This window comes from Cupriavidus sp. UGS-1, from assembly GCF_021213615.1.
Taxonomy (GTDB): domain Bacteria; phylum Pseudomonadota; class Gammaproteobacteria; order Burkholderiales; family Burkholderiaceae; genus Cupriavidus.
On sequence record NZ_JAJQJF010000022.1, the window covers coordinates 56,842 to 81,250 of the forward strand.

The 24,409-nt window shown below is 70.4% G+C and carries 17 protein-coding genes; 12 read left to right on the top strand and 5 right to left on the bottom strand.

Translation table 11 applies throughout. The features are described 5' to 3' along the window. Positions 1–70 precede the first annotated feature (70 nt). The 8 genes from LRR16_RS21985 to LRR16_RS22020 all read left to right on the top strand — a co-directional run bounded on the left by LRR16_RS21985 (position 71) and on the right by LRR16_RS22020 (position 9,698). Complete coding sequence (locus LRR16_RS21985; protein WP_232207108.1) at positions 71–235, top strand: hypothetical protein; 165 nt, start codon at positions 71–73, stop codon at positions 233–235. Beyond that, entirely contained in the window at positions 232–324 is a 93-nt protein-coding gene (gene kdpF, locus LRR16_RS21990; RefSeq protein ID WP_232207109.1) for a K(+)-transporting ATPase subunit F, read from the top strand. Before LRR16_RS21985 ends, kdpF begins: the two co-directional genes overlap by 4 nt. Beyond that, a complete protein-coding gene (gene kdpA / locus LRR16_RS21995) occupies positions 324–2,132 on the top strand; it encodes a potassium-transporting ATPase subunit KdpA (RefSeq protein ID WP_232207110.1) in 1,809 nt (602 codons plus the stop codon). The genes kdpF and kdpA overlap by 1 nt, the downstream gene beginning before the upstream one ends. A gap of 96 nt (positions 2,133–2,228) precedes the next feature. Then, a complete protein-coding gene (gene kdpB / locus LRR16_RS22000) occupies positions 2,229–4,427 on the top strand; it encodes a potassium-transporting ATPase subunit KdpB (RefSeq protein WP_370646871.1) in 2,199 nt (732 codons plus the stop codon). 47 nt (positions 4,428–4,474) lie between these two features. Further along, positions 4,475–5,107 (top strand): potassium-transporting ATPase subunit KdpC, encoded by a 633-nt coding sequence (kdpC, locus tag LRR16_RS22005; protein WP_304524547.1) that lies wholly within the window; start codon positions 4,475–4,477, stop codon positions 5,105–5,107. Positions 5,108–5,175: 68 nt separating this feature from the next. Next, positions 5,176–8,037 (top strand): sensor histidine kinase KdpD, encoded by a 2,862-nt coding sequence (locus LRR16_RS22010; RefSeq protein ID WP_232207111.1) that lies wholly within the window; start codon positions 5,176–5,178, stop codon positions 8,035–8,037. A gap of 42 nt (positions 8,038–8,079) precedes the next feature. Continuing rightward, entirely contained in the window at positions 8,080–8,775 is a 696-nt protein-coding gene (gene kdpE, locus LRR16_RS22015; protein WP_232207112.1) for a two-component system response regulator KdpE, read from the top strand. A 146-nt stretch (positions 8,776–8,921) separates the two neighbouring features. Further along, complete coding sequence (locus tag LRR16_RS22020; protein WP_255674200.1) at positions 8,922–9,698, top strand: TorF family putative porin; 777 nt, start codon at positions 8,922–8,924, stop codon at positions 9,696–9,698. Between the two features lie 32 nt (positions 9,699–9,730). On the opposite strand, the gene LRR16_RS22025 is transcribed toward LRR16_RS22020, so the two are convergent. Together LRR16_RS22025 and LRR16_RS22030 are read right to left on the bottom strand one after the other, a co-directional pair. After that, a complete protein-coding gene (locus tag LRR16_RS22025) occupies positions 9,731–10,552 on the bottom strand; it encodes an anti-sigma factor (protein WP_232207113.1) in 822 nt (273 codons plus the stop codon). After that, the gene (locus tag LRR16_RS22030) at positions 10,549–11,079 is read right to left on the bottom strand and encodes an RNA polymerase sigma factor (protein ID WP_006579644.1); all 531 of its coding nucleotides are present in this window, start codon (positions 11,077–11,079) and stop codon (positions 10,549–10,551) included. Before LRR16_RS22030 ends, LRR16_RS22025 begins: the two co-directional genes overlap by 4 nt. A gap of 248 nt (positions 11,080–11,327) precedes the next feature. Here LRR16_RS22030 and LRR16_RS22035 point away from each other — a divergent pair, with 248 nt between their 5' ends. Further along, positions 11,328–11,777, top strand: a complete 450-nt coding sequence (locus tag LRR16_RS22035; RefSeq protein WP_006579645.1) for a DUF305 domain-containing protein — start codon at positions 11,328–11,330, stop codon at positions 11,775–11,777. After that, entirely contained in the window at positions 11,774–13,285 is a 1,512-nt protein-coding gene (locus LRR16_RS22040; protein ID WP_232207114.1) for a YncE family protein, read from the top strand. The genes LRR16_RS22035 and LRR16_RS22040 overlap by 4 nt, the downstream gene beginning before the upstream one ends. A 30-nt stretch (positions 13,286–13,315) precedes the next feature. Here LRR16_RS22040 and LRR16_RS22045 read toward each other — a convergent pair whose 3' ends face one another. Continuing rightward, positions 13,316–14,215 (bottom strand): LysR family transcriptional regulator, encoded by a 900-nt coding sequence (locus LRR16_RS22045; protein ID WP_232207115.1) that lies wholly within the window; start codon positions 14,213–14,215, stop codon positions 13,316–13,318. A gap of 96 nt (positions 14,216–14,311) precedes the next feature. Here LRR16_RS22045 and LRR16_RS22050 point away from each other — a divergent pair, with 96 nt between their 5' ends. Beyond that, entirely contained in the window at positions 14,312–14,917 is a 606-nt protein-coding gene (locus LRR16_RS22050) for a cysteine hydrolase family protein (protein WP_232207116.1), read from the top strand. A gap of 139 nt (positions 14,918–15,056) precedes the next feature. Here LRR16_RS22050 and uvrA read toward each other — a convergent pair whose 3' ends face one another. Continuing rightward, positions 15,057–20,969 (bottom strand): excinuclease ABC subunit UvrA, encoded by a 5,913-nt coding sequence (gene uvrA, locus LRR16_RS22055; protein WP_232207117.1) that lies wholly within the window; start codon positions 20,967–20,969, stop codon positions 15,057–15,059. A 473-nt stretch (positions 20,970–21,442) separates the two neighbouring features. On the opposite strand from uvrA, the gene LRR16_RS22060 reads away from it, so the two are divergent. Continuing rightward, complete coding sequence (locus tag LRR16_RS22060; RefSeq protein ID WP_232207118.1) at positions 21,443–22,801, top strand: ankyrin repeat domain-containing protein; 1,359 nt, start codon at positions 21,443–21,445, stop codon at positions 22,799–22,801. A gap of 33 nt (positions 22,802–22,834) precedes the next feature. Here LRR16_RS22060 and LRR16_RS22065 read toward each other — a convergent pair whose 3' ends face one another. Then, positions 22,835–24,409, bottom strand: a complete 1,575-nt coding sequence (locus LRR16_RS22065) for an efflux transporter outer membrane subunit (RefSeq protein ID WP_232207119.1) — start codon at positions 24,407–24,409, stop codon at positions 22,835–22,837.

The following is a 24,409-nucleotide window of genomic DNA, read 5'->3' on the forward strand; positions in this document are numbered from 1 at the left end:
GCCGCCTTTCTACCCCGTTTTTAGCCGTCCATCCCTAATCTGCAAGCCGGTATCACTCTCGGTATTTGCCATGGACGGGATCTTCCTGATCGTACTGTTCGGTTTCGCCGGACTCGGCGCCGCGCTGCTGCGGCTGTGCGTCGCGCTGGCGCCGCGCGCACCGGCCAATGCGGGCCAGCATGGCCCGGCGAACGACTCGGCGCCGCGCGGCGCCACCTCGGGCAGGGGGCAATGATGGACTGGACCGATCTGCTGGGCGCGGCGATGGCCGCCGCCCTCTTCGTCTATCTGCTGATCGCGCTGCTGCGCCCGGAGAAATTCTGATGACCACGCAGTTCATCGGCCTGCTGGCCCTGTATCTCGCCGTGCTGATGGCGATCGCCCCGCTGCTTGGACGCTATCTGCGCCGGGCCGTCGAGGACGGCCAATACGCGTGGACCGCCTGGGGGCGGCCGCTCGAGCGCCTGCTCTATCGCGCCGCCGGCATACGCGCCGATGCCGAGATGGGCTGGCAGCGGTATGCGATGGCCGTGCTGGCGTTCAACGTGCTCGGTGTAGTGGTGGTCTATGGCCTGCAGCGCTTGCAGGCCATGCTGCCGCTCAATCCGCAGGGCTTCGGCCCGGTGTCGCCCGATTCCGCGTTCAACACGGCCATCAGTTTCGTCGCGAACACCAACTGGCAGGGCTATGCCGGCGAATCGACGATGACCTATCTGACGCAGATGCTGGGCCTGACCGTGCAGAACTTCGTGTCCGCGGCCACCGGCATCGCCGTGGTGTTTGCGCTGATCCGCGGCTTCGCGCGGCAGAGCGCGGCGACCATCGGCAATTTCTGGGTCGACATGACCCGTACCACGCTGTACGTGCTGGTGCCGATCGCGACCGTCATCGCGCTGGCCCTGGTCAGCCAGGGCGTGATCCAGAACCTCGATGCCTACAAGCAGGTGTCGATGGTGTCGGCGGTCGAATACACGGTGCCGAAGACCGATGCCGCCGGGCAGCCGCTGCGGGGTGCCCTGGGCCAGCCCATCGTCGAGCCGGTCCGTACGGAACAGCAGACGCTGGCGATGGGTCCCGTCGCGTCGCAGGAAGCGATCAAGATGCTCGGCACCAATGGCGGCGGCTTCTTCAACGCCAACTCGGCCCATCCGTTCGAGAACCCGACCGCGCTGGCCAACCTGATCGAGATGCTGGCGATCTTGCTGATCCCGGCCGCACTGTGCTTCACGTTCGGCGAGATGGTCGGCGACCGCCGCCAGGGCCTGGCCGTGCTCGCGGCGATGACGGCGATCTTCGTCGCGATGGCGTGCGTCGCCGCGCTGGCCGAGCACCAGGCCAATCCGGCGCTGGCGGGATTGCCGGTGGACAGCGCCGCATCAGCCTGGCAGGACGGCGGCAATATGGAAGGCAAGGAAACGCGCTTCGGCCTGGCGGCATCGGCGCTGTTCGCCACGATCACCACCGCGGCATCGTGCGGCGCGGTCAATGCGATGCACGATTCGTTCACCGCGATCGGCGGGCTGGTGCCGATGTTGCTGATGCAGCTGGGCGAGGTCGTGTTCGGCGGCGTCGGCTCGGGCCTGTACGGCATGCTGGTCTATGCGGTGCTGGCGGTGTTCATCGCCGGCCTGATGATCGGCCGCACGCCCGAATACCTGGGCAAGAAGATCGAGGCCTACGAGATCAAGATGGCGGCCGTCGTCATTCTCGTCACGCCGTTGCTGGTGCTGCTGGGCACCGCGGTGGCGGTGATGGCCGACGCCGGCCGCGCCGGCGTGCTGAACCCCGGCACGCATGGGTTCTCCGAGATCCTGTACGCGCTGTCGTCCGCGGCGAACAACAACGGCAGCGCGTTCGCCGGGCTGTCGGCCAACACGCCGTTCTACAACACGTTGCTGGCGGCGGCGATGTGGTTCGGCCGCTTCTGGGTGATCGTCCCGGTGCTCGCGATGGCCGGCACCCTCGCGGCAAAGAAGCGCGTGCCGGCGAGCGCCGGCACCATGCCGACGCACGGACCGCTGTTCGTGGTGCTGCTGGCCGGCACGGTGCTGCTGGTCGGTGCGCTGACCTATGTGCCGGCGCTCGCGCTCGGTCCAGTGGCCGAGCAGCTGCAAGGCGCCGCGGTTCGATGAGCCAGGCGTTCTCTTTCTCCTGATGACACCGGACGCCACGCGCTGGCTTGCAGCGTCGACGTCCGTTCCACCTCTCTAGCGCACTGCGGAGATCCCATGCAACAAGAATCGACGGCCAATGCGGCCGAGATCGGCGGCAATCCGGACGACATGTCGGCCGCCACGCCCTTGGCCGATCGCTCTCCCACTTCCGACCGTGCCGCGGCGCACGGCATGTTCGCACCGCAATTGCTCAAGCCCGCGCTAGCGTCGGCCTTCCGCAAGCTGTCGCCGCGCCAGCAGCTGCGCAATCCGGTGATGTTCGTCGTCTATGCCGGCAGCATCCTGACGACCATCCTGTTTCTGCGCGCCGCCTTCGCGCCCGCGGCGTCTGCTGGCGGCGAGAGCGCCGGCTTCATTCTGGCCGTCGCGGTCTGGCTGTGGTTCACGGTGCTGTTCGCGAACTTCGCCGAGGCGCTGGCCGAAGGGCGCAGCAAGCAACAGGCCGCGGCGCTGCGCGGGTTGCGCACCACGGTGACGGCGCGCGTGCTGAAGGACGGACGGCGCGGCGGCGCGATCGAGCCGCGCCCGGCCACGGCGCTGCGCCGCGGCGATGTGGTGCTGGTCGAGGCCGGCGACATGATCCCCGGCGATGGCGAGGTGATCGAAGGGGTCGCGTCGGTCGACGAGAGCGCGATCACCGGCGAATCGGCGCCGGTGATCCGCGAATCGGGCGGCGATTTCTCGTCGGTGACCGGCGGCACGCGCGTGCTGTCCGACTGGATCGTGGTGCGGATCACCGCCAATCCCGGCGAAACCTTCATCGACCGGATGATCGCGATGGTCGAAGGCGCCAAGCGTCAGAAGACGCCGAACGAGCTGGCGCTGACCATCCTGCTGGTCGGCCTGACCATCGTGCTGCTGCTGGCCACCGCGACGCTGCAGCCGTTCTCGGTCTACAGCGTGCTGGCGGCCAGGGCCGGCGTGCCGGTGACCGTCACGGTGCTGGTGGCGCTGCTGGTCTGCCTGATTCCGACCACCATCGGCGGCCTGCTGTCGGCCATCGGCGTGGCGGGCATGAGCCGGATGATGGCGGCCAACGTGATCGCCACCTCGGGCCGCGCGGTCGAAGCGGCCGGCGACGTCGACGTGCTGCTGCTCGACAAGACCGGCACGATCACCCATGGCAACCGCCAGGCGGCGCGCTTCATTGCCGCGCCGGGCGTGGCGCCGGCGCAGCTGGCCGAGGCGGCGTGGCTGTCGTCGCTGGCCGACGACACGCCGGAAGGCCGCAGCATCGTCGCGCTGGCCCGCCAACAGGCGGACCTGCGCATCCCCGATGTGCCGCAGCGCAATGCCACGTTCGTGCCCTTCACCGCGCAGACGCGGATGAGCGGCGTGGACCTGCAGGGCAACGGCGGGCCGCGCCACGTGCGCAAGGGGGCGGCCGATGCGGTGCGCCGCTACGTGGCCGAGCGCGCCGGCAAGTTTCCCGATGCCGTCATGCAGGCCGTCGACGATGTCGCCCGCGCCGGCAGCACGCCGCTGGTGGTCGCCGACGAGCAGCACGGCCAGGTTCGCGTGCTGGGCGTGGTCGAGCTGAAGGACATCGTCAAGGCTGGCATCCGCGAGCGTTTCGGCGAGCTGCGCCGGATGGGCATCGAGACCGTGATGATCACCGGCGACAACCGGTTGACCGCGGCGTCGATCGCCGCGGAAGCGGGCGTCGACGACTACTTGGCCGAGGCCACGCCCGAGGCCAAGCTCAAGCTGATCCGCCAGTACCAGGCGCAGGGGCGGCTGGTGGCGATGACCGGCGACGGCACCAACGACGCGCCGGCGCTTGCGCAGGCCGATGTCGCGGTGGCGATGAACAGCGGCACGCAGGCGGCCAGGGAAGCCGGCAACATGGTCGACCTCGACAGCAATCCGACCAAGCTGATCGAGATCGTCGAGATCGGCAAGCAGATGCTGATGACGCGCGGGTCGCTGACCACGTTCAGCGTGGCCAACGACATCGCCAAGTACTTCGCCATCATTCCGGCGGCGTTCGCCACCACCTATCCGCAACTGGGGCTGCTGAACGTGATGGGGCTGTCCACGCCGGCGTCGGCCATCCTGTCCGCCGTCATCTTCAACGCGCTGATCATCGTCGTGCTGATTCCGCTCGCGCTGAAGGGCGTCGCCTACCGGCCGCTGGGCGCGGCGGTGCTGTTGCGGCGGAACCTGCTGGTCTACGGCCTCGGCGGCATCCTGGTGCCGTTCGCCGGCATCAAGCTGATCGACATGCTGCTGACCGTGCTGGGCTGGGCCTGAGCGCCGGATCACGCAGTCGCTGAATCATCGAATCGAAGGACACCATGATGAATCCCCACGCATCGCCGCAGGCCGCGCCCCTTGCCGCCGAACAGCCGGGCATGCTGCGCCCGCTGCTGACCGTCTTCGCCGCGCTGTCGGTGCTGACGGGCCTGCTGTATCCGGCCATCGTCACGGGACTGGCCAAAAGCGTGTTTCCGCACGAGGCGGCCGGCTCGCTGATCGTCAAGGACGGCAGGACGATCGGCTCGTCGCTGATCGGGCAGCCATTCTCCGAGCCGCGCTATTTCTGGGGCCGGCTGTCCGCCACCGCGCCGATGCCCTATAACGCGGCGGCCTCGGGCGGCTCGAATCTCGGCCCCAGCAATCCGGCGCTGGCGGACGCGGCACGCGCACGCATCGAGGCGTTGCGCGCGGCCGACCCGGGCAACACGGCGCCGGTGCCGGTGGATCTCGTCACCGCCTCGGGCAGCGGCCTGGACCCGCATATCAGCCAGGCCGCGGCCGAGTATCAGGCGGCGCGAGTCGCGCGTGCGCGCGGCCTGACATTGCAGCAGGTACGCGAGCTGATCGCCGCCAACACCGACCGGCCCGCGCTGGCCGTGCTCGGCGATGCCGGCGTCAACGTGCTGCGGCTGAACCTGGCGCTGGACTCGCTCGGCGAGCCCGGTCCGAAGTAGTGCCGCGGGTGCCGTGGCAGAATGGCCTTTCTCTTGTTCTGCCTTAGCCCAGTCCGGTTCCATTGCCGATGACCGAAGCCGAATTGCGCGATACCGGTGCGCGCGCCGATCCCGATGCGCTGCTGCGGATGGTCCAGCAGCAGGGCGAGCGTGCCGCGCGCGGCAAGCTGCGCGTGTATTTCGGCGCGTCGGCCGGCGTCGGCAAGACCTTCGCGATGCTGGCCGCCGCCAGGGCGGCCCCGGCGCAGGGCACCGATGTGGCGATCGGCGTGGTGGAAACGCATGGCCGCGCCGAGACCGAGGCGCTGCTGGCCGGCCTGGAACGGCTGCCGATGCGCGACGTGCCCTATCGCGGCCGCGTGCTGCAGGAGTTCGACCTCGACGGCGCGCTGGCGCGCCGACCCGCGCTGATCCTGGTCGACGAGCTGGCGCATTCGAATGCGCCGGGCAGCCGCCACCCCAAGCGCTGGCAGGACATCCAGGAACTGCGCGCCGCCGGCATCGATGTCTGGACCACCGTCAACGTCCAGCACCTGGACAGCCTGAACGAGGCGGTCGGCGGCATCACCGGCATCCGGGTCTGGGAAACCGTGCCCGACGCGGTGTTCGATGGCGCCGACGAGGTCGTGCTGGTGGACCTGCCGGCCGACGAGCTGCTGCGGCGGCTCAAGGAGGGCAGGGTCTATCTGCCCGAGCAGGCGCGCCACGCCGCGCGCCATTTTTTCCGCAAGGGCAATCTGATCGCGCTGCGCGAGCTTGCGCTGCGCCGCACCGCCGAACGTGTCGATCACGACGTGCGCGCGTGGCGCCAGTCCGAACCGGTGCAGCCGGTATGGCGCACGCGCGAGGCGGTGCTCGCCTGCATCGGCAGCGGCGACGATGCCGCGCAGGTGGTCAAGAGCGCGCGGCGGCTGGCGGACCAGCTCGATTGCGACTGGCATGTGGTGACGGTCGCCACGCCACGGCTGGCGCCGCCGTCGGAGCGGGCCAGGGTCCGGCTCGAGCACGCGATGCGGATGGCCGAGCAGCTGGGCGCGCGCACCGAGACGCTGGCCGGTGCGGACATGGTGCAGGCGGTGGCCGGCTACGTGCGGCGGCACAACGTGACCAAGGTGGTGATCGGACGCGCGCCGGGCGATTGGCGGCGCGGCGGCGACTCGCTGGCCGAGCGCGCGCGTTCGCTGCTGGCGCTGGCACTGTCGCCGCTGGTCGGCGCGCCGGCCGCATGGTTCGGGCGGCGCAGCTTCGCCGACGCGCTGGCGGTCGGCTGTCCCGAGATCGACATCATTCGCGTGGCCGCGGATACCACGCGGACCGACCTGCGCCCGCCCCACGAGGACGCCCAGCAATCCGACGCACCGGCCGATGGGGCCCGGCGCCGCGACTACCTGTGGGCCGTGGTCTGGTGCGCCGGTGCCTCGGCGCTGTCGGCGCTGGCCACGCCATGGTTCGACGTCGTCAATATCGCGATGCTGTTTCTGGCCGCCGTGATGGGCGTCGCGCTGCGGCACGGGCGTGGCCCGGCGGCATTGGCGTCGGTGCTGTCGGTGGCCGCGTTCGATTTCTTCTTCGTGCCGCCGCGGCTGTCGTTCGCGGTCACCGACGTGCAGTACCTGCTGACCTTCGTCGTGCTGCTGTCGGTCGGCCTGGTGATCGGCCAGCTGACCGCCGGCCTGCGTGAGCAGGCGCAGGTCGCGGTGCAGCGCGAGACCGATGCGCGCACGCTGTACGAGCTGGCCCGCGAGCTGTCGTCGGCGCTGACGCTGGACCAGATCGTGCCGATCGGCAGCCGCTTCCTCCGCGCGGCGTTCGATGCCAATTCCGCGTTCTTTCTGACATCCTCTGACGGCAAGCTGCTGCCGCCGGTGACCGACCAGCAGCAGCGGGACACGGCGGCGCGCACCGATTCGATCGACCACGTGCTGGCGCAATGGGTGTTCGACCATGGCCAACCCGCGGGCACGGGCACGCATACGCTGCCCGGCAGCACCGTGCTCTATCTGCCGCTGAAGGCGCCGATGCGCACGCGCGGCGTGCTGGCGGTGGAGCCGGCCGCGTGGCGAGCCTTCGCGCAGCCGGCACTGCGGCGCCAGGTGGATGCGTTCTGCACGTTGATCGCGATCGCCATCGAGCGGCTGCACTATGTCGAGGTCGCGCAGCAGGCGCTACTGTCGATGGAGTCGGAGCGGCTGCGCAGCTCGCTGCTGGCCGCGGTATCGCACGATTTGCGCACGCCGCTGACCGGACTGATCGGCATGGCGGAGACGCTGCGGCGCAGCGACCCGCCGCTGGCGCCGGCGGTGGCCGACACCGTTGCCGCGATGCTGGAGCAGGCGCAACGGATGCGCACGATGGTCGTCAACCTGCTCGACATGGCGAAGCTGCAAGGCCGCGAGGTGCGGATCAGGCGGGAGTGGCAGTCGGTCGAGGAGCTGGTCGGCTCGAGCCTGGCGGCGATGCGCGAGGCGCTGTCGCGGCACCGCGTCGCGGTGGCCGACCTGTCCCGCGTGCCGCTGGTCCAGTGCGATGCCGTGCTGATCGAGCGCGTGCTGTGCAATCTGCTGGAGAATGCGGCCAAGCACACGCCGGCGGGGACGGCGGTCCGCGTGTCCGCGGAAGCGGGCGACGATGAGGTCCGCATCCTTGTTGAGGACGATGGGCCTGGCGTGCCGGCCGGCAGCGAGCGCCAGATCTTCGAGAAATTCGTGCGCGGACAGCGCGAATCGGCGACCGCCGGCGTCGGCCTCGGGCTCGCCGTCTGCCAGGCGATCGTGCAGGCCCATGGCGGACGCATCTGGGCAGAGCCGGAGCGGCCGGCGCGGTCCGCGCAGCGGCAGGCCGGGCACGGACCTGGAGCCCGCTTCGTCGTCGCATTGCCACGCGGCAATCCACCGCCGCTGGAGGCCGAGCCCCAGGCCCCGCACGCTTGAGCCGATGCCGCCGAGCGCCCGCAACGAAATCCATTACCCGTCATGCCATTCGAATTCTCTCCCACGGTGCTGCTGGTCGAAGACGAACCGCATATCCGACGCTTCGTACGCGCGACGCTCGAGGCCGAGGGCTGTACCGTGCATGAGGCCGAGTCGCTGAAGCGGGGGCTGATCGACGCCGGCACGCGGCAACCCGATCTGGTCATCCTCGATCTGGGCCTGCCCGACGGCGATGGCGTGCAGCTGATCCGCGAGATGCGGACCTGGACCCAGGTGCCGATCCTCGTGCTGTCGGCGCGCAGCGACGAAGCGGACAAGATCGTCGCGCTCGACGGCGGTGCCGACGACTATCTGACCAAGCCGTTCGGCGTCGGCGAGATGGTGGCGCGCGTGCGGGTGCTGCTGCGCCGGCACGCCAGGGTCAATCCGCAGGGCAGCCACCTTATCGCCTTCGGCGACGTGCAGGTGGACCTGGCCAATCGCGTGATCACGCGCGCGGGGCAGCCGGTGCATCTGACGCCGATCGAGTATCGGCTGCTGTCGGTGCTGATCGCCCACCGCGGCAAGGTAATGACGCATCGCGAACTGCTGCGCGAGGTATGGGGGCCGTCGCAGTCGGACAGCAGCCAGTATCTGCGCGTCTACATGGGCCATCTGCGCCACAAGCTCGAGCGCGATCCCGCACAGCCCGTTCATCTGCTGACCGAGACCGGCATTGGTTATCGCTTCGCGGGTTGATGACATGGGGGCTGGCGCGAGGCCTTTGCTTTTATGGCATTCGGATGCGCCGGCCCCGGCTTTTGACACCGTTTTTAGGCACCGGCGTCTATCGTGACGAAGGCCCCTTCGGGGGGAGATCAGGTCCCATCTTCTACTTCGTCACCATGCCTTTGACTCTACCGCGCCATCCCGCGGCCGCGCTGCTGGCCGCTTCCACGCTGACCGCCGCGATGCCCGCCGCCGCGCAGACCGCTGCCGCGCAACCTGCCGAACACACGCTGACGGGCAATCTGTCGTTGGCCTCCGAATACCGCTACCGCGGCATCATGCAGACCGACCGCCGGCCGGCGATCCAGGGCGGCTTCGACTACAGCCATGCGAGCGGCTTCTACGCGGGCAACTGGAACTCGAGCATCAGCTGGCTGAACGACAGCAACGACGAGGTGTCGGCGCCGATCGAGATGGACTTCTACGCCGGCTTCAAGAACACCTTCGGCGACGGCAAGTGGAACTACGACGTCGGCGTGCTGCAGTACTACTACCCCGGCGACTATCCGGCCAATTTCACGCGGCCGTACACCACCGAGATCTACGCGGGCATCGGCTATGGCCCGGTGTTCCTGAAGTACTCGTACGCGCCCACCAACCTGTTCGGCTTCCACGACAGCAAGAACAGCTGGTACGTCGACCTGGCGGCCAACGTGCCGCTCGAGTTCTGGGGTCTGACGCTGAACGCGCACGTCGGCTACCAGAAGGTGCAGAACGTGGCGGACGCCTCGTACACCGACTGGAAGCTCGGCCTGACCAAGGACCTGGGCAACGGCTTCGCGCTGGCCGTGGCCTATATCGATACCAATGCGAACCGGGCGGTGTACACCAATGCCAGAGGACGCCATATGGGCCGGGGCACGGCCTGGGCGTCGCTGACGAAGACGTTCTGAGCGTTTCCCCGGCTGCGCCCGGATCGCCGCCGCTACTGCGCGGCGACCTGCGCGTGCACGTCGTGCGCGAGTTCGAGCAGCCGCTGCCGGTCGATGCCGCCCGACACCGCGTAGCCGAACTTGCCGTCGATCCAGTAGAACACGTTGACGGACCCGTCCTGGTACAGCCGGAACGCGGTCACGTCGGCGGCGAGGTCGCGGTGCGAGATGCACAGCGTGATCCGTTCGCCGTTGGCGTCGTGGTACATGAACTGTGCGACCGGGCCGTGGTTGCTCGGCAGCAGGCGACCCCCCATCAGCGAGAAGCCGGTGCGCGTCAGGATCGGCGGACGGACATCGGCGCCCAGCCGGTTCGATACCCATTTGACCAGCTCCTGCTCGCGGTCGGCGCCGACTTCGACCGGCCGGCGCACTTCGGGGGCGTAGATCACGTGGGCGATCGCCGATTGGCGCGCAAACGATTCGCCGGTATCGAGACGCGCCGGCGCGCGCCGGGCCAGCTCGCCGCCGAAGGAGGGAAGCGCGCGGCGCCACGCATCGGCATTGGCGCCGATGCCGATGCCGACCACCAGCGCCGCGGCCATGCCGCCCAGCAGCCGCCAGTCCAGCCGGCGCAGCCAGGCGCCGCGCCGCGCGGGCTCGCCGCGCAGCCGCGACGGCAGCGGTTCGTTCAGCACGCGGTCGTAGCGGGCGTGCAGCATATGGTTCAGCGCGTAGTACTGGCTGATCCGCTGGGCCAACTGCGGGTCGTGCTCGAGCCGCTGCTCGATCTCGGCGCGCCGCGCGTCGGGCAGCATGCCGTCGACGTAGGCGTGAATCTCTTCCTCGCTGATCGCGAATGCTTCGTTGCTCATCGCACCACCCTCAGTCGGGCTTCGGGTTTGACGCCGGCCATCAGGCTGCGCAGCCGCTCGCGTCCGCGCGACAGCCGCGACATCACGGTGCCGACGGGAATGCCGAGCGCCAGCGCCACTTCGGCATAGCTCATCGATTCGAGGCCGACCAGCAGCACCACCTCGCGCTGTTCGGCCGGCAGCCGCTGCAGCGCGTAGTCGAGGTCGCGCACCTCCAGCGAGCCGGCGGGATTCGCCGTGCTGTGCCAGTCGGCGCCCGGCAGGCCGTCGGACAGCGTGTCGTCGTCCATCGGCACATGCGCGGCGCGCATGCCGGCGCTGCGCATCTGGTTGACGAAGGCGTTATGCATGATCGTGAATAGCCAGGCCCGCAGATCGGTGCCGTCGTGGTATTGCCGCGCATGGCGCAGCGCGCGCTCGAGCGTGTCCTGCACCAGGTCGTCGGCCAGCTCGCGGTTGTGGACCAGCGCGCGCGCATAGCGGCGCAGCCGCGGCACGTGGTCGATCAGTTCTTCACGAACCCCCATCGCTGTTCCTTTGTCGGTCGGCGGGCCGTGCCGGGTCTGCCCGGCGTCTGCCCTTACAGCGTGAACACCATCGGGGCGATTTTATTCCCGCCGGCGCCGGCCGCCGATCGCGATTTTTTTCCGGCTGGGGGGAATAAGGGTGCCGGCACCGCTGTTCACCTGTTGATACGGACCTCGAGGAGGACAGCATGGCTCTGTGTTTTCGAAGGCGCCACCGCGGTCGCGGCGGCGCGCCGGCTGCATCGCCGATGTCGTGGGCGGTCGGCGCAGTGCTGGCGGTGTTCGCCGTGGCGGCGTCCGCCGATGCCGGCGATCACGCGGCCTTCCTGGCCGAAAACGATCGCGCGATGGAACGGATGATGAAGGACATGGCGATCGCGCCCAGCGGCGACGTCGACCGCGACTTCGTCCACATGATGGTGCCGCACCACCGCGGTGCGATCGAGATGGCGATGGCGCAACTGCGGCACGGCCGCAACCCGCAACTGCGCCGGATCGCGCAGGAGATCATCGCCACGCAGCAGCAGGAGATTGCCGCGATGTATCTCGCGATCGGGCAGGCGCCGCCGGTGGCGGATACGTTCGCCGATATGCCTGCCGATACGTCCGCCGATACTGCGGCGGTCGCCGGCAGCGCGGTCGCCGGCAGCGAGCCGGGCCACCGCGCCATCCACCATTCGCACAAGGAGCCACGATGAAGCTCACCCCGACCGCCGCCATCGCGGCCCTGGCCCTGTCGCTGGCCTTGCCGGCCGCCACGCGGGCTGGCCAGCCGCCGCGCGCCGCCACCGATCCCGACCGGCCGATCAGCCATCGCGACCGCATCTACGCCGCGGAGCAGTTCTCCAACACGGTGTCCGTCACCGATCCGGCTTCCAACGAGGTGCTCGGCATGATCCGCCTGGGCGAGCCGACGCCGGCCAACTTCAGCCCCTTGTACAAGGGACAGCTGCTGGTGCACGGCCTTGGCTTCTCGCCGGACGGCCGCACGCTCGCGGTCGTGTCGATCGGCTCGAACTCGGTATCGTTCATCGACACGCAAACCAATGCGGTCCGGCACGTGACCTATCTCGGCCGCTCGCCGCACGAGGCGTTCTACACGCCGGACGGCAAGGAGCTCTGGGTCACGGTGCGCGGCGAAGACTATGTCGCGGTGATCGACGCGGCGACCTATCGCGAGAAGACCCGGATCCCCGTGCCGGCCGGGCCCGGCATGCAGATCTTCTCGCCGGACGGCAAGTACGGCTATGTCTGTTCGTCGTTCCAGCCGCGCACCAGCGTGGTGTCCGTGGCCGAGCACAAGGTGATCGCCACCATCGAGCAGGCCAGCGCGTTCTGCCCGAACATCGCGGCGACGCCCGACGGCAAGCAGGTCTGGTTCACGCTGAAGGACATCGGCAAGGTGCAGGTGTTCGATGCGCGTCCGCCCTTTGCGCCCATCCGCACCATCGATACCGGGCCGATCACCAACCACGTCAATTTCGTGCGAAACCGCAACGGCCAGTTCGCCTACGTGACGGTGGGCGGGACCAACGAGGTCAAGGTGTTCCGCACCGACGATTTTTCGCAGGTCGCGACCATTCCGGTCGGCAAGCTGCCGCACGGCCTGTGGCCCTCGGGCGACGGCAGCCGCATTTATGTCGGGCTGGAGAACGAGGACGCCCTCGCGGCGATCGATACGCTGAGCCAGCGCGTGGTCGCGACGATCCCCGTCGGCCAGGCGCCGCAGGCGGTGGTCTATGTGCCGGACGCGGTCAGGCAGGGCGATGGCCGGCAGAACCTGCAGCCGGCCGGCACGATTGCCAGGGCCACGCAGCTGTCGCTGGTGCCGGTCGCCGCGGGCGGATCGGAGCAGTCCCAGCAGGCACAGCAGGCCCAACCTGCCCAACATGCCGAACAGGCGCCCACCAGCGTCGCGCTGTTCGATCAGGGGCTGGTGCAGGTGCTGCAGGCCTCGGCGACCGGGCTGCAGCCAAAGCAGGCCTATGTGCTGGGCCTGGCGGACAGGGCCGATGGTGGCGGCCGTATCGATCCACTGGCGCGCTTCATGGCCAATCCGGCCGGATCGGCCATCGTCAATACGGTCGGGCCGATCCGTCAGGTCGTCGCCGGCGGTGGCGAGCGCCAGGATGCGCGCCGCTATCTGGTGATCGCGCCGGTGACGGACGCCGGCATCGGCGCGCCGGTGCAGCGGCAGGTGCCGTGATTGCCCCAGGGCCCGGCGGGACAGCCCGGCCTATGGCATCTCCGCGAAGCACTCGGCCAGCCAGTCGGCCACGGCACGAAAGCGCGGCTGGCGCCGGTACTCGGACGGATAGGCCAGCCAGACCTCGCGCCGCACGTCCGGACAGTCCTGCAGCAGATGCAGCGACGGCTGCGTCCGCGCGGCGAAGTGCGGCAGCAGCGCGGCTCCGGCGCCGGCCGCGGCTGCCGTCAGCAGCGTATCGACGCTGTTGCTCGACAGCACGATGGCGTCGCGTGCGATCTGCTTGTCGACCCAGCGGATCTCGGGCAACGCGACGCCCGGCGCCAGCGACAACGCGAGCTGGCAGAACGGCAGCGCGGCGAGGCCCTCGTCGGTGTAGCGGCGGCGCATGGCCGCGTTGCCATAGACGCCGTAGTGGATCGTGCCGACGCGGCGCGCCACCACCTGTTCCTCGACCGGTCGATTGAGCCGGATCGCCAGATGCGCCTCGCGGCGTGCGAGGCTGGCGCGGCGCGCCTCGACGATCAGTTCCACCGTCAGTCCCGGATGGCGCTCGCGCAGCGCCGGCAGCCGCTCGGCGATGAACAGCGTCGCCACGCCCTCGGTGGCGGTCAGCTTGACCGTGCCGGACACGCTGCCGGGGCTGGCGCGGCGCGCTTCGAGCTCGCGGCCGATCCGCGCGGCATGCCGCTCCATCTGCTCGGCCGCGGCCAGCGCGATGCGCCCGGCCGGCGACAGCTCGATCCGGCCCTGCACCGATTCGGCCACCGGCGCGCCCAGCGCCGTCTCCAGGCGCCGCAGGCGTCGGATCACGGTGGCATGGGTCAGCCCAAGCTCGCGCGCGCAGGCGGCGTAGCTGCCCGAGCGGGCCAGCACGGCCAGCGTCAGCAGATCGTCCCAATGGGTGGTTCCGGCTGTTCTTTTTTGCACAGTGCCTCGTCGGAATCTGGCATGGTGAATCGGCAAGCCGAACCCTATCATGGCGGCATCGCACGATGTCGTGCATTCGATGAAGGAGAGCCTTCCATGCCGCAAGCCAAGACCCTGATGGATTTCGCCGGCGCGACCCGCAAGCCGGCCGACTGGCAGCAAGCCAGCCTGGTGCTGATCGACCACCAGCGCGAGTACGTCGACGGCAGCCTGCCGCTGTCCGGCATGGCCGAGGCGGTGGCCGAGTGCCAGCGCCTGCTGGCGGCCGCGCGCAAGGCCGGCGCACCGGTGGTGCACATCCAGCACCACGGGCAGCCGGGCGGGGCGATCTTCGATCCGCAGGGTCCTTATGCCGAACTGATCGCCGAGCTGGCGCCGGCGCAGGGCGAGACCGTGATCGTCAAGCATCTGCCTAACGCCTTCGCCGGCACGGCGCTCGCCGACACGCTCGGCAAGACCGGCCGCAAGCAGCTGGTGATCGCGGGCTTCATGACCCATATGTGCGTCAGCGCGACGGCCCGCGCCGCGCTCGACCTTGGCTTCACCACCACGGTGGTCGCAGCCGCCTGCGCGACGCGCGATCTGCCCGATCCGGTCAACGGCGAGGTGGTGCCCGCCGCGGTCGTGCATCGCACCGCGTTGACGGAATTGAACGATCTGGTGGCGCTGGTGGTGCCGGATGCGGGAGCGTTGGCGGGGTAAGGTGTACAATCGCCGGGTAAGCGCCTGGACCAAATCTTGACAGCGCTCTCGGTATACGACGGACGTCACGATCCAGGACGCAAAAGAGAAGAAGGGCCGCTTGATGCGGCCTTTCGACTTTCTACTCGCCAGTTCCTTCCTACGCCACCGCCCCGCGCACCACCCTTGGCCCGACCTCGTTGGCCGCCACCGCCGCGGTGCGCGCCAGCACCGGCACCAACGCCGCCCCGGTATGGCTGCCCGGCGTGCGTGCCAGCACGTCCGGCGGCGCGGCCGCGACGATGGTGCCGCCGCCGTCGCCGCCTTCCGGGCCGAGATCGATGACCCAGTCGGCTTCGGCGATCACGTCGAGGTCGTGCTCGATCACCACCACGCTGTGGCCGCCGTCGACCAGACGGTGCAGCACGCGGATCAGCTTGGCCACGTCGGCCATATGCAGTCCCACGGTCGGCTCGTCCAGCACGTACAGCGTGTGCGGCGGCTTCTGGCCGCGGCGCGTGATGTCGTCGCGCACCTTGGCCAGTTCGGTGACCAGCTTGATGCGCTGCGCCTCGCCGCCCGACAGCGTCGGCGACGGCTGGCCCAGCGTCAGATAGCCCAGGCCCACGTCCTTGAGCAGCTGCAGCGGATGCGCGATGTTCGACTGCGCGGCGAAGAATTCCACCGCCTCGTCGATCTCCATCGTCAGCACCTCGCCGATATTGCGGCCGCGCCAGCTGACCGCCAGCGTCTCCGCATTGAAGCGCTGGCCGTGGCAGACGTCGCACAGCACCTTGACGTCCGGCAGGAAGCTCATGCCGATGGTGCGCACACCCTGGCCCTCGCAGGCCGGGCAGCGGCCGTCGCCGGTGTTGAACGAGAAGCGGGACGCGGTATAACCGCGGGCCTTCGCTTCCAGCGTCTCGGCGAACAGCCGGCGGATCGCGTCCCAGACGCCGATATAGGTGGCCGGACAGGAGCGCGGCGTCTTGCCGATCGGAGTCTGGTCGACCTCGAGCACGCGATCGATCGCGTCCCAGCCGGTCACCGCCTCGCAGCCCTGCCAGACATGCTGGACGTCGAGCTTCTTCACGCCCACGCCCTTGCTGGCGCCCGCGGCGGGCTCGGCCTGCGCCGACTTGCGCGCGCGGCGCGTGGCCGGTGACGACAGCACCGAACGGCCGACCGCATCGAGCAGATTGGTCATCAGCACATCGCGCGCCAGCGTGGACTTGCCCGAGCCGCTGACGCCGGTGATCGCCACCAGCCGCGACAGCGGCAGGCTGGCGGTGACATTGCGCAGGTTGTGCAGCGTGGCGCCGTGCACGGTCAGCCAGCGCTCTGGCACCGCCGTGTCGGCGGCGCTCGCCTTGCCTCGCGCTGGCGCCGTGACCGGCCGGCGCGCCTGCAGCGGATGGACGATCGGCCGCGCCAGGAACTGCCCGGTCAGCGACGAGGGCTGTGCCGCCAGGTCGGCGACGCCGCCCTGCGCGACCACATGGCCGCCGCGCTTGCCGGCGCCGGGGCCGATGTCGATGATGTGGTCGGCGCGGCGGATCGTGTCCTCGTCGTGCTCGACCACCACCAGCGTATTGCCCTTGTCGCCAAGCTTGCGCAGGGCGTCGAGCAGGATGCGGTTGTCACGCGGATGCAGGCCGATGGTCGGTTCGTCGAGCACGTAGCAGACGCCCTGCAGATTGCTGCCGAGCTGCGCCGCCAGCCGGATCCGCTGCGCCTCGCCGCCCGACAGGCTGGGCGCGGCGCGGTCCAGGCTCAGATAGCCCAGGCCCACCTCCTCGAGGAATTCGAGCCGGCTGCGGATTTCGCTGACCACGTCGCGCGCGATCTCGGCGTCGCGGCCGCGCAGCGTCAACTGCTCGATCCACGCGCGGGTCTGCGACACGGTCCACTGCGCGATGTCGACGATCGATCGGCCGGCAAAGCTGACCGCGCGCGCGGCCGAGTTCAGCCGCGTGCCGTGGCACGAGGGGCAGGCCGCATGGCCGACGCCTTCGGGCTCGATCTCTTCCGACGGGAGCGTCTGCTCGCGGCCGCGTTCGTCGCCGCCGATCACGCTGTCGTCATAGGCGGCGCGCTGCTCGCGCGTCAGCGCGAGGCCGGTGCCGACGCAGCTCTCGCACCAGCCGTGCTTGCTGTTGTACGAGAACATGCGTGGATCGAGCTCGGGATAGCTGGTGCCGCAGGTCGGGCAGGCGCGCTTGGTCGAGAACACCTTGGTCTGGCCGACGCCGTCGCCGTTGTGGCCGTTGCCGAACGCCTCGCGCAGGCCGTCCAGCGGCGCGAGCAGATGCATCACGCCCTTGCCGTGCTCGAGCGCCTGCTCCAGCAGCGCGCGCAGCGCGCCCTCGTTGTCGGGCGAAACCACCAGGTCGCCGACCGGCAGCTCGATCGTGTGTTCGCGGAAGCGGTCCAGCCGCGGCCACGGGTCGACCGGCAGGAAGGCGCCGTCGACACGCAGATGCGTATGGCCGCGCGCCTTGGCCCATTTGGCCAGGTCGGTATAGACGCCCTTGCGGTTGACCACCAGCGGCGCCAGCAGGCCGACATGCTGGCCGCGGTATTCGCGCAGCAGCTGCGCGACGATCGATTCGGGGCTCTGCGCGCTGACCGGCGTGCCGTCGTGCACGCAGTGCTGCAGGCCGAGCTTGACGTACAGCAGCCGCAGGAAGTGCCAGACCTCGGAGGTGGTCGCCACCGTGCTCTTGCGGCCGCCGCGCGACAGGCGCTGCTCGATCGCCACGGTCGGCGGAATGCCGAACACCGCGTCGACCTCGGGCCGGCCCGCCGGCTGCACGATCGAGCGCGCGTAGGCGTTCAGCGATTCGAGATAGCGGCGCTGCCCCTCGTGGAACAGGATGTCGAAGGCCAGCGTCGACTTGCCCGAGCCCGATACGCCGGTCACGACGTTGAACTTGTTGTGCGGGATATCGACGTTCAGCGACTTCAGGTTGTGCTCGTGCGCGTTGACGATGCGCACCACGTTCTCGCCCTGGACCTCGGCCAGCGCGCGCCGCGCGCGGCGGGCCGCCGGCGAGCCGTGCGCCGACTGCAGCCGCAGCGCGTCGTGCTCGGCCTGCGCATCGCTGCGGCCGATCTGGCTTTCGTACTGCAGCAGCGCCGCGCCGGTATGCGAGTGGGCGCAGCGCTTGACGTCGTCCGGCGTGCCGGCGCAGACGAGCTGGCCGCCGGCGTCGCCCCCTTCGGGGCCCAGGTCGATCAGCCAGTCGGCCGCGCGGATCACGTCCAGGTTGTGCTCGATCACGATCAGCGAATGCCCGCCATCGAGCAGCTTGCCGAAGGCGCGCATCAGCTTGGCGATGTCGTCGAAGTGCAGGCCGGTGGTCGGCTCGTCGAACATGAACAGCCGGCCCTCGCTGGCGTCCGGCGCGACGCGCTTGCGCGCCGCCTGCGCGGTCTCGGCGAGGAAGCCGGCCAGCTTCAGGCGCTGCGCCTCGCCGCCCGACAGCGTCGGCACCGGCTGGCCCAGCTTCACGTATTCGAGGCCGACGTCGACGATCGGCTGCAGCACGCGCAGCACCTCGGCATCGGCGGCGAACAGCGCCACCGCCTCGCTGACGGTCAGCTCCAGCACGTCGGCGATGCCCAGCGCCCGGCCGCCGCGTTCGATCTTCACTTCCAGGATTTCGGCGCGATAGCGGCTGCCGTCGCAATCGGGGCAGCGCAGGTAGACGTCGGACAGGAACTGCATCTCGACGTGCTCGAAGCCGGAGCCGCCGCAGGTCGGGCAGCGTCCGTCGCCGGAATTGAAGCTGAAGGTGCCGGCGGTGTAGCCGCGCTGCTTGGCCAGCGGCGCCTTGGCGAACAGCTTGCGGATCTCGTCGAAGGCGCCGACATAGCTGGCCGGATTGGAGCGCGCGGTCTTGCCGATCGGCGACTGGTCGACGAACACGGCATCGCCGATCTGCTCGGCGCCGACCAGCGCGCGGTGCGCGCCGGGGGCTTCGGTGGCGCGGCCGAAATGGCGGGCCAGCGCGGGGTGCAGCACGTCCTGGATCAGCGTCGACTTGCCCGAGCCCGATACGCCGGTCACGCAGACCAGGCGCTGCAGCGGGATCGACACGGTGACGTCCTGCAGGTTGTGTTCGCTGGCGCCTTCGAGCACCAGCCGCGGCGTGGCCTCGTCGACCGGCCGGCGGACCCAGTCCGACGCATCGGCGACGCGGCGCTGGCCGCCCAGGTATTGCCCGGTCAGCGTGCCGGCGTGGCGGATCTCGGCCGGCGTGCCGTCGTAGACGATCTCGCCGCCGCGCTCGCCCGGGCCCGGGCCCATGTCGATCAGGCGGTCGGCGGCCAGCATCACCGACGGATCGTGCTCGACCACCACCAGCGTATTGCCGGCATCGCGCAGCCGCCGCATCGCCTCGACGATGCGGTTCAGGTCGCGCGGGTGCAGGCCGATGCTCGGCTCGTCGAGCACGAACAGCGTGTTGACCAGCGAGGTGCCGAGCGCGGTGGTCAGGTTGATCCGCTGCACCTCTCCGCCGGACAGCGTGCGGCTCTGGCGGTCCAGCGTCAGATAGCCGATGCCGACGTCGCACAGATACTTGAGCCGCGTGCGCACCTCGGTCAGCAGCAGCTTCAGCGCGTCGTCGAGCAGCACGCTGGGCAGCGTCAGCGTGTCGAAGAAACGGCGGATCCGTTCGATTGGCAGCAGCATCAGGTCGTGCACGGTCAGGCCGGGCAGGGCCTCCAGCTGCTCGCGCCGCCAGGCCACGCCGCGCGGCATCACGCGGCGGGCCGGGTCGAGCACCGCGTCCGCGTTCTCGCGCGAGCCCAGGCGCCACAGCATCGCCTCGGTCTTGAGCCGCGCGCCGCCGCAGGTGTCGCACAGCGTGTAGCTGCGGTACTTCGACAGCAGCACGCGGATATGCATCTTGTAGGCCTTCGACTCCAGGTAGTCGAAGAAGCGGCGCACGCCGTACCACTGGCTGTTCCACTTGCCGTTCCAGGCGGGGTCGCCGTCGATGACCCAGTCGCGCTGTTGCTGCGTCAGCTCGGCCCACGGCGTGTCGCGCGGAATGCCGGCGCGCGCGGCGTAGCGCATCAGGTCGTCCTGGCACTCCTTCCAGGCCGGTGTCTGCATCGGCTTGATCGCGCCCTGGCGCAGCGTCTTGCGGCCGTCGGGGATCACCAGGCCGAGATCGACGCCGATCACGCGGCCGAAGCCGCGGCAGGCCTCGCAGGCGCCGTAGGCGGAGTTGAACGAGAACAGCGCCGGCTGCGGATCGGCATAGCGCAGGTCGCTCTCGGGGCAGTGCAGGCCGGTGGAGAAGCGCCAGATGGTCGCTTCGGCGTCGCCGCCTTCCGCGGAGGCGGCGTCGCCCTCGGGCAGTACGTAGATGTTGACGCGCCCGGCGCCGCGCTTGAGCGATGATTCGATCGCCTCGACGACGCGGGCCTTGTCGGCACGCTGCAGGCGGAAGCGGTCGGCCACCACGTCGAGCATCTTGCGCGGGCCGGTCGGCGAGTTGACCACCCGCTGCGCCTGCACGCGGGTATAGCCGCTGACCGACAGCCATTGCGCGATCTCTTCCTCGCTCGCCGATTCCGGCAGTTCTACCGGGAAGGTGACCGCCAGGCGCGGGTCGCCGTCGCGGGTGCGCTCGAGCAGTTCGGCGTAGATCGTCTCGGGGGTGTCGTGGCGTACCGGCAGCGCCGTTTCGCGGTCGAACAGCTGGGCGGCGCGGGCGAACAGCAGCTTCAGGTGGTCGTTCAGCTCCGTCATGGTGCCGACCGTCGAGCGCGAGCTGCGCACCGGATTGGTCTGGTCGATCGCGATGGCCGGCGGCACGCCCTCGACGCGCTCGACCTGGGGCCGGTCCATCCGGTCGAGGAACTGGCGGGCGTAGGCGCTGAAGGTCTCGACATAGCGCCGCTGCCCCTCGGCATAGAGGGTATCGAAGACGAGGCTCGATTTGCCGGAGCCGGACGGACCCGTGACCACCGTCATTTCGCCGGTGCGCAGGTCCAGATCGACTTGCTTGAGATTGTGCTGACGCGCGCCGCGGATGCGGATGACGCCGGAAGACATGGGGAGGAATCCTTTCGATGGCCGCACCGCGCCCAGGGCCGGGGCGGTGGAAAGTCGGGCGTAAACTTTAGCAAAAGTCCCGCGGACGCGTCCGGATGCCACGCCGGCGCCGCCTGGCGGCCCGCCACGGGTCACCGGACGTGGTCCGCCGCACCGACTGCCGCCTGCCTCCGGCGCGCCCCTTTGCACAGATTCCGGGTGTTTTCAAGAAGACTCCGCTTGCCGCGCCCCATAGCATGGCCGCGCCGGCGGTGGGCGCGTCCGGTCGAGCGGCATACCGCTCCGCCTCCGGAACCCCGCAGGCAGCCCCGGCGGCCGCCGGCACCAGCCATCGGCGCCCACCCGCGGCCACCCACAGCGACCCGCCAGCCCACCGCCGCCCCTCACGCCGCCAGCCCGTCGCCTCGGCACCCGGCTGGCAACCGGTGCCGCGACCCTCCGCGGCGCCCATCCCAAATGCCAGGAGAACACGCATGGTGCTACCAACCAGGAGTTTCATCGATGCCAAGCCTGCCGGTGCGCCGGGCGGCGCATCGACCGTGGAAGAGACGGCGGTCGCCGACCTGCACGCGGCCATCGCGCGTGGCGACGCGGCGGCGATCGACAAGCTGGCGGCCGCGCAACCGACGCTGCTGCGCCTGCCGGACCGCGATGGCAACAGCGCGCTGCACCTGGCGATGCTCGCCGGCGGCGAGCTGAAGACCGTCGAAGCGCTGCTGCGGCACGGCGCCGATCCGGCGCTGACCAACGCCAACGGCGATACCGCGCTGCATCTGGCGTTTCAGCTCCGGCCGTCGGCGCCGCAACTGGTGCGCACGTTGCTGCGCCAGCTGGAGGAGCAGGGCGCCCACGCCGCGAAGCTGGCGCTGTCGGCCCGCAATGCCGATCGTCTGCCGCCGGTGGCACTGGCACCGCTGGCGGACGGCGATGCGATGGCAGGCGACGCGGCACTGTCGGCGACCATCGGCGAACTGGTGGCGGACTATCTCGGCTGGCTCGCAAGCAGCGGCACCGACGGACTGGCGCACGCCGCCGGCAACGGCGACATCGCGCAACTGACGCCGTGGCTGGCGCGGGCCGAATCGTTGTCGCTGCCGCTGTCGCCGCGGGGCCACGGAGCACTGGCCATCGCCGCGGGGCGCGGCCAGCTGGCGGCGATGCGCGAGCTGATCGCGGCGGCGCAGCCGCACGGCGCCTGGCTGGTCGACCTGGCCTCCTTCCCGGACGGCGAAACGCCGCTGGCGCGCGCCGCCACCTTCGGCCAGCGCGAGGCCGTGGCGCTGCTGCTCGCGCATGGGGCGGCGGTCGACGGCCGCGATGCCGCGCGCCGCACGCCGCTGATGCGCGCCACGGTCTACGGCCATGCGGACGTCGCCGCGACGCTGCTGGCGGCCGGCGCCGATCCGCGCGCGCGCCAGGCCGAAGGCTGGACGCCGCTGCACTACGCCGCCGCGGCGCTGCATCCGGAGGTGGTCGCGATGCTGGTGATGCATGGCGCCGGCGATGGCATCCAGCAGCGCAACGCCGCGATGCGCACGCCGCTGCTGCTGGCGGTCGGCAGCGACGAGCTCGGGCGGTCCCCGGCCGTGCGTGCGCGCACGGTGGCCTTGCTGCTGCAGGCGGGCGCCAGCGTCGATGCGGCCGATCAGCGTGGCATGACGGCGCTGATGGTCGCCGCACGGTCCGGTGATGCCGGCGTGGTTGGACTGCTGCTCGATGCCGGCGCCAATGCGCAGCTGCGCAATGCGAAGGGGCACACCGCGCTGACGCTGGCGCAGTCCGCGGGACAGCGCGAAGTCGCCGCGCTGCTGGCGCCGCGGTCACCGGTCTGAGTGAAGGCCCGACGCGAGCGCCGGGCCGCGGATTCAGCGCAAGGCCGTGGTTGCCGGGGCGGCGGCCCGGCCCTGCGGCGCTTCGCCGGTTTCCGCCTCGGCCTGCCACCAGCCGCCGCCCAGCGCCTGCAGCAGCGCGGCGGAATCCGCCAGACGGTCGGCGCTGGCACGCGTCAGCGCCAGCGTGGTCTCGCGATGCTGGCGTTGCGCATCGATCAGCGCCAGCTGGCTGACGCCGCCGAGCCGGTATTGCTCGGTGACGATGGCCAGCGTCGAGGCGGCGCGCTGGGCCGCTTCCGCCCGCGCGCGCAGCGTGGCGGCATCGCTGTGGACCGCCTGCAGCGCATCGGCGACCTCGCGCAGCCCCTGCAGCACCGCCTGCCGGTGCGCCGCCAGCGCCTGCCGATAGGCCGCCTGCGCGGCGCGTTGCCGCGCCCGCAGCGCGCCGCCGCGAAACACCGGCTGCACCAGTCCCGCGGCGACATTCCACACATTGAGGTGATCGAACAGATCGCCGGCCCGGCGCGTTTGCATGCCTGCGCTTGCCGACAGCGTCAGGCTCGGATACAGGTTGGCGGTGGCCACGCCGATATCGGCGCTGGCCCGATGCAGCAGCGCCTCGGCCGCGCGGATATCGGGACGCCGGCGCGCCAGCGCCGACGGCAGGCTGACCGGCAAGGCGTCGGGCAGCCGCAGTTCGGCAAGGCGAAATACCGGCACGGCGCCGGCTGTTGCGCTCGAGCCGGGTTCGCCCGGTTCGCCCGCGGCGTCCGGCGGCAATCCCAGATAGATCGCCAGCTGATGCCGCGTCGCCGCCAGCTGCCGCGACAGGCCGGGCAGCAGCGCCTCGGTCTGCGCCAGTTCGCCGCGCTGGCGCTCGGCCTCGACCGCGGCGGTCCCGCCGAGCGCGACGCCTTGCTCGACGATCGCCAGCTGCCGCCGCTGCGCGTCGATCAGCGCCTCGTTGTCGTCGATCTGCGCGCGCAGGCTGGCCTCGCGAATGGCCGCGGTGACGACATTGGCGGCGAGCGACAGCCGCGCGGCCTCGAGTTCGTAGCGCTGGAAGTCGACCGCCGCGCGCAGGCCTTCGAGTTCGCGCCGCTGCGCGCCGAACAGGTCCAGCACATACGAGACGCGCACCGAGGCGCCATACAGCGTGAACGGCGGGGGGCTGGGAAAGGCGGTGATGCCCATCGATTCGATATTGACCTGCTGGCGGGCCGCGTCGAGCCGCGCATCGATGGCGGGCCACTGCGCGATGCCGGCCGCGGCCGCGTAGTCGTGCTGCGCCCGTTCAAGACTGGCCTGCGCCTGCGCCAGCGTCGGGCTGTTGGCCAGCGCGGTGCGGATCGCGCCGTCGAGCGCCGGGCTGCCGAACAGCGACCACCACTGCGCCGGCACGTCGGCGCCGTCGACCAGATGCTGCGCGTCGCCGTGCCGCGCGGGCGTCGTCGCCGAGGTCGTGGTCGGCGGCAGCGGCGCGGCGCCATAGCGCGCGCTGTCCGGGGCGGGCGGTGCGACGAAGTCCGGGCCGACCGCGCAGCCGGCCAGCAGCGCTGCGGCGGCAAGCGGCGCCAGCCGTTTGCATCGGAACGCGGACAGGGTCAT

Bases quoted from the DNA above. Each gene is read 5' to 3' on its own strand.
- uvrA (WP_232207117.1), bottom strand. From the start codon at position 20,969: ATGTCTTCCGGCGTCATCCGCATCCGCGGCGCGCGTCAGCACAATCTC.
- LRR16_RS21985 (WP_232207108.1), top strand. From the start codon at position 71: ATGGACGGGATCTTCCTGATCGTACTGTTCGGTTTCGCCGGACTCGGC.
- LRR16_RS22025 (WP_232207113.1), bottom strand. From the start codon at position 10,552: ATGAGCAACGAAGCATTCGCGATCAGCGAGGAAGAGATTCACGCCTAC.
- LRR16_RS22010 (WP_232207111.1), top strand. From the start codon at position 5,176: ATGACCGAAGCCGAATTGCGCGATACCGGTGCGCGCGCCGATCCCGAT.
- kdpA (WP_232207110.1), top strand. From the start codon at position 324: ATGACCACGCAGTTCATCGGCCTGCTGGCCCTGTATCTCGCCGTGCTG.
- kdpF (WP_232207109.1), top strand. From the start codon at position 232: ATGATGGACTGGACCGATCTGCTGGGCGCGGCGATGGCCGCCGCCCTC.
- LRR16_RS22035 (WP_006579645.1), top strand. From the start codon at position 11,328: ATGTCGTGGGCGGTCGGCGCAGTGCTGGCGGTGTTCGCCGTGGCGGCG.
- kdpB (WP_370646871.1), top strand. From the start codon at position 2,229: ATGCAACAAGAATCGACGGCCAATGCGGCCGAGATCGGCGGCAATCCG.
- LRR16_RS22040 (WP_232207114.1), top strand. From the start codon at position 11,774: ATGAAGCTCACCCCGACCGCCGCCATCGCGGCCCTGGCCCTGTCGCTG.
- kdpC (WP_304524547.1), top strand. From the start codon at position 4,475: ATGAATCCCCACGCATCGCCGCAGGCCGCGCCCCTTGCCGCCGAACAG.
- kdpE (WP_232207112.1), top strand. From the start codon at position 8,080: ATGCCATTCGAATTCTCTCCCACGGTGCTGCTGGTCGAAGACGAACCG.
- LRR16_RS22060 (WP_232207118.1), top strand. From the start codon at position 21,443: ATGGTGCTACCAACCAGGAGTTTCATCGATGCCAAGCCTGCCGGTGCG.
- LRR16_RS22030 (WP_006579644.1), bottom strand. From the start codon at position 11,079: ATGGGGGTTCGTGAAGAACTGATCGACCACGTGCCGCGGCTGCGCCGC.
- LRR16_RS22050 (WP_232207116.1), top strand. From the start codon at position 14,312: ATGCCGCAAGCCAAGACCCTGATGGATTTCGCCGGCGCGACCCGCAAG.
- LRR16_RS22020 (WP_255674200.1), top strand. From the start codon at position 8,922: ATGCCTTTGACTCTACCGCGCCATCCCGCGGCCGCGCTGCTGGCCGCT.
- LRR16_RS22065 (WP_232207119.1), bottom strand. From the start codon at position 24,409: ATGACCCTGTCCGCGTTCCGATGCAAACGGCTGGCGCCGCTTGCCGCC.